Below are 4,733 nucleotides of genomic sequence, written 5' to 3'. Positions count from 1 at the left end.
AATTAGTAGCTATAATTATTATGATATTAAAAGTATTACATTCTTAGTTGATGATAAGGCTTTTAGTTATAGACCAACTGGACCAACTCAACAAAAGAGTATTAATCAACTTATACCAAGACACTCTTTAAATAGTTTTATTCTTCCAAGTTCATTTTTAGATGAACTCAACGAAGCAAAAAATATCAACCTTTCTATTGAAACAGATAAAGGTAATATTAAACGTTCAGTTTATTCTGAAGCCCAACAATCAATGCTTTATCTCAATTTTATAAAACTTATTAATTCTGTTTAAGGTAGATATTTATTACTTTATCAAGGAGGCTGGTCTCATTTAGCTTCTGGTTTTAAAATGTCTAGTGTAATTATTAAAAGTGAGCAGACCTCAAGAAAAAATAAGTGGTGCTCTATATAATTTGATAAAATATGTGAATGCATTCTAAATGATTGTGTTTTGTTCAAGAATATAAATGTAGTAGATTGATAGCTGATTTATTAAAGTCAATGTTGTTTTTTTGATGAGAAATAAAGTGCTACTATTCCCAATTTTTTACAAAATTTGTTGATTTTTTAAGAGGTTGATTTTTTGCGTATTGATTGAGTCGATGGTGGTTAATTTTATTCCAATTAACATACTCTTATATCATTTTCTTTGAAATTTTATTTGAGTGATTGTTATGAATAAAAGAATTACGGTTACAGTTTTGATGACATCAATACTTACTGCATGCGGTGGTGACTCATCGAGTGTTAAAAATATATCTAATAATTCTTCTGCACCAAATATTGATGGGTCTGAAAATATTTGTAAAGAAGATGGAAAATATGCTTGTAAGAGTGGCGAAACAGAACCTCTTTATCCTTTTCAATGGGCACTACGTTACAAAGATAGTTATTTTTCCACTTTTAAAGACATTTGGAAGAATGATTCAGATAGTCAAAATTACGATATAAATGTTGAGGGAGTTCATAAAGTAGGTATCAAAGGGCAGGGGATTAGTGTTTTAGTCATAGATGATGGCATTGATATTCAACATGAAGATCTCATACAAAATATCGATAGAAATATGACGTATAATTTTGTGAACCAAAGTAATGATCCAACCCCTGCTTTTACACAAAATAATAATCAGGATGCGCACGGTACAACGGTGGCTGGAATCATTGGAGCCACACAAAATGGTAAAGGAGTTATGGGAATCGCACCTAGAGTTAAATTAGGTGGGGCTCTTTACAATGGAACTTTTGATGAGTTAACAGCTTACGGAGGTGCTGATTTTTCAAAGAATGCAGATATTTTTAATGCTTCATACGGGACGAATCCTGTTTTACCAGAATCTTATAATACTTCAATCAGTATATCTAGCCCATTGCGTGGATTAACTAATCTTAGGAAGGGTAAAGGTGCAATTTTTATTAAAGCCTCTGGCAATGAGTTTAAAGGATATCAATCTGAAAATAATACTATAAGAGATTGCCCTTCACAGTTTGAGGGGATTTTACCATGTGAGAATCCAGCTAATGATCTTGAGACATTAGAATCAAATGCTATTGTGGTAGCAGCTGGTAATGCGAAGGGAATAAAGTCGAGTTATTCAAATGCTGGTGCAATTAATTGGATTACTGGGTTTGGTGGAGAGTATGGTGAGGGTGGAGGATTTGGAGAAGGTGATGGTCCAACAATATTCTCAACTGACCTACAAGGTTGCCAACGTGGCTATAGTCAAAGTAGCGCTACAGGAAATCTTTTTTTAAAAGGTTTATCGATTTACAAAGGAATTAAAAATAATCCTTCTTGTGACTATTCTCATTTGAATGGTACTTCAGCTGCAACACCAACGATTTCTGGTGTGACAGCTCTAATCTTGCAAGCTAATCCAAATTTAACATGGAGAGATGTCCGAGATATATTGCAACAAAGCGCTAGAGTTATTGATTCTAATTATGCAGGCAGAGTAGGGGCGAACCGATTGGTCGATTTACAGACTGGGGCTTTATTGACTGAAACTGGTGTAAAAAATGATATCCGTGATGGAGTGACTCAAGTACCCCTTGAATTTGGATGGCAAAATAATGGTGCTGGTAATATATATTCAAATTGGTATGGCTTTGGTCTGGTTGATGCTGCCGCAGCAGTCGAGTTGGCTAAAAAATATAAAACAGGTACATTAAGTGCAGCTTTGCGAATACCAAAATTTGAATCAGCATTTTCGGATATTAAAAAACTGTCATATGGGCGAGTTACACAATTAGGTACAATAAATAATAAGCAACTCCAAACGGTCGATCAATTTCAATTACGTGTAACGGGTCCTATCTGTGTTGGTAGTGTTGGTTTCTTTGTTAAGTCTCCATCAGGTGTAATTTCCGTACTCTCTCAGCCATACAATATCTATTATAACAGTGGGGTTTCTAAAGCTGATCATTATGGTTTAGGTAGCTATGCATTTTATGGTGAAAAAGCATATGGAGTGTGGGAAGTGTATGCGGTTAGTGGTGACAAAGGTAGTTGTAAAGCGAATGTAACAGAATTAGAGCCTTTAAAAGTGGAATATAGAATTATTCCAAAAGCTTATTCATAAGGAGAAAATTTATGAAAGCTAAAAATTTATTATTAATATCTTCTATACTATTAGTTACAGGCACTTCTGCTGCTGAATCTGAAATTTCTATTGGAACAACTCTCAGCCCAGAAGAAGTTTCAAAGCTTAATGGTCCAGACATACAACTAGGTGAACAATCTCTTAAAATTATTGATCAGAATGATTCAGCGAATAAATTGCTTAGAACATCTGCGGGAGGCCAACGTACATATGTGGTTAATAATCAAGGAGTAGTTGGTGCAAGTGAAAATGTAGTACTTATATCAGGAATTAGTACAGCTAAGGTGCATGCATCTGCAAAAGAAACTCTAAATGCTGCAATCTCTATAAAATATTACGATCATTTAAATGTGAGTTATTTAAGGTTTAAGAGTTTTGACCAAGCTATTTTGGCAAGGGAGAAATTAATAAAATTATTTCCTAATGCAGAAATTACGATTCCAATCAAATTCAGTGAACCAAAAGTTCGTTAGAAAATATTTAGAAGAGAGAGTTTTTCTACCAGATGATGAACATGATTCTAGTCAAAGTAGTGTATTTATTAGAAGCCTAGTAAGTCAATAGAAGTGGGATATTAGCCTTTAAATTACTTTGTGTAAGTTTCCTTTGTTCTCAAAATACTTTAAGAGACTTTCGCCCTTCTGGCGAAAGTCTGGTTTTATTTTGTTTATCAAAATTAATGTCTAGTAATAAAATTACCTATCACAAAACTCAGCCCACTCTGCCATCAATCTTTTACGTTTTTCGAGATAAGCTCCGCGTAAGTATGCTGCTTCTACCTCATCTGGTAATTTATGTGCTAGTACATGTTCGCAGACCTCACGAGGATAATCGGTTTTATCAGCAGACCAATCACGGAACGTAGAGCGAAAGCCATGAGTGGTGATAACACGATTCTGTTTGGGATCAATATAGCCTAAGCCACTTTGTTCAAGCTTCTGTTGATGCATCCTTTTGATAAGAGTCGTTAATGACATGTCAGAAAGCATACCGCCACGAGGTGCAGGGAATATGAAATCTTGGGGCTGGGAAAACTCTCGAATTGATTCAAGTAAATTGATCGCTTCTCGTGATAATGGAACACGATGTTCCTTTTCTGCTTTCATGCGTTCTTTAGGAATAATCCAGACCTTATTCTTAAAATCAACTTCCTGCCATTTGGCCCCAAAAACCTCGCCAGAACGACAGGCAGTCAAAATTGTAAATTCCAAAGCTTTAGGTGAAATTCCTTTTTTCTGTTTCAGGTGCTGAATAAACTCAGCAACCTGTTCATAAGGCAAGGATGGGTGAGGGCGTGATTCCTGCTTTAAGTTCCCTAATATTGGTTCAAGATTACCTTTCCATGCAGCAGGGTTATCACCCTCAAAATATCCCATAGCTTTGGCATAATCAAAAATAGTTTCTATACGCCCGCGAATACGTTTAGCTGTTTCGTTTTTCTCAATCCAGATAGGCTTAAGAACTTCAGCAATATCGACTTTGTTAATCGTGCTAATGCTAATATCACCCAACGTTGGATAGATATAAGTTTCTAGTGTCGATGACCATTGTCCAATATGCTTTTCATTTTTGAGTTCACGAGTTTTATTGGCAATAACGACTTTTGCACACTCCATAAATGTTTTGTTCCGTAGTTGCTGGACAAGAAGCTTTTCAAGTTGTTCCTGCTTATGAGCAATTGGATCTATACCATTACGTATCTGTATTCTTAGTTCTGTGGCTTTAGCACGAGCCTCAGCTAATGAAACTTCAGGGTAGGGACCAATGCCAATATCACGGCGATGAGGTTTTAGCTTTCCATCTTTATCTAGACGTTTACCAACCACCGCACGCAAAATCCAAACACGGGAATTACCTTCGACATTTAAGCAAAGGCCATCAACACCCCCTACAGAATGTCGTCCAGTCGCTTTAATTTTTGCTACACTAAGTGCAGATAGCTCTTTAGATTTTTTTGGCATTTCCTAGTTTACCCCACAACCTACCCCTCATAAAATACTAGAATTGGTAGGATTAGACAAGATGAGTTAGGATAATATAAATATTAACTAATTGAAAAATATATATTTGTAATATTGTTTAGGATTGCTTAGGACTGGTGTTAGACGGACACCGCTTCCGCCAAATATC

The 4,733-nt window shown here is 35.6% G+C and carries 3 protein-coding genes and 1 pseudogene; 3 read left to right on the top strand and 1 reads right to left on the bottom strand.

Annotation, left to right across the window (positions count from 1 at the left end):
• From A9Z07_RS04945 to A9Z07_RS04935, 3 genes and pseudogenes are all read left to right on the top strand, one after another.
• Positions 1-295 (top strand): annotated as a pseudogene (locus tag A9Z07_RS04945) (hypothetical protein); the annotation flags it as partial.
• Between the two features lie 382 nt (positions 296-677).
• Positions 678-2,582 (top strand): S8 family peptidase, encoded by a 1,905-nt coding sequence (locus A9Z07_RS04940; RefSeq protein ID WP_069577387.1) that lies wholly within the window; start codon positions 678-680, stop codon positions 2,580-2,582.
• An 11-nt stretch (positions 2,583-2,593) separates the two neighbouring features.
• Complete coding sequence (locus A9Z07_RS04935; RefSeq protein WP_069577382.1) at positions 2,594-3,076, top strand: hypothetical protein; 483 nt, start codon at positions 2,594-2,596, stop codon at positions 3,074-3,076.
• 222 nt (positions 3,077-3,298) lie between these two features.
• Here the strand turns inward: A9Z07_RS04935 and A9Z07_RS04930 are convergent, their stop codons facing one another.
• Positions 3,299-4,564, bottom strand: coding sequence for a tyrosine-type recombinase/integrase (locus A9Z07_RS04930; protein WP_069577376.1), 1,266 nt, complete (start codon positions 4,562-4,564; stop codon positions 3,299-3,301).
• Positions 4,565-4,733 lie beyond the last annotated feature (169 nt).

Source organism: Acinetobacter sp. YK3 (genome assembly GCF_001729365.1).
In the GTDB taxonomy this organism is placed as follows: Bacteria; Pseudomonadota; Gammaproteobacteria; order Pseudomonadales; family Moraxellaceae; genus Acinetobacter; species Acinetobacter vivianii.
The sequence above is the reverse complement of the archived record's forward strand: the minus strand, read 5'-3'. Positions and strand labels throughout refer to the sequence as shown.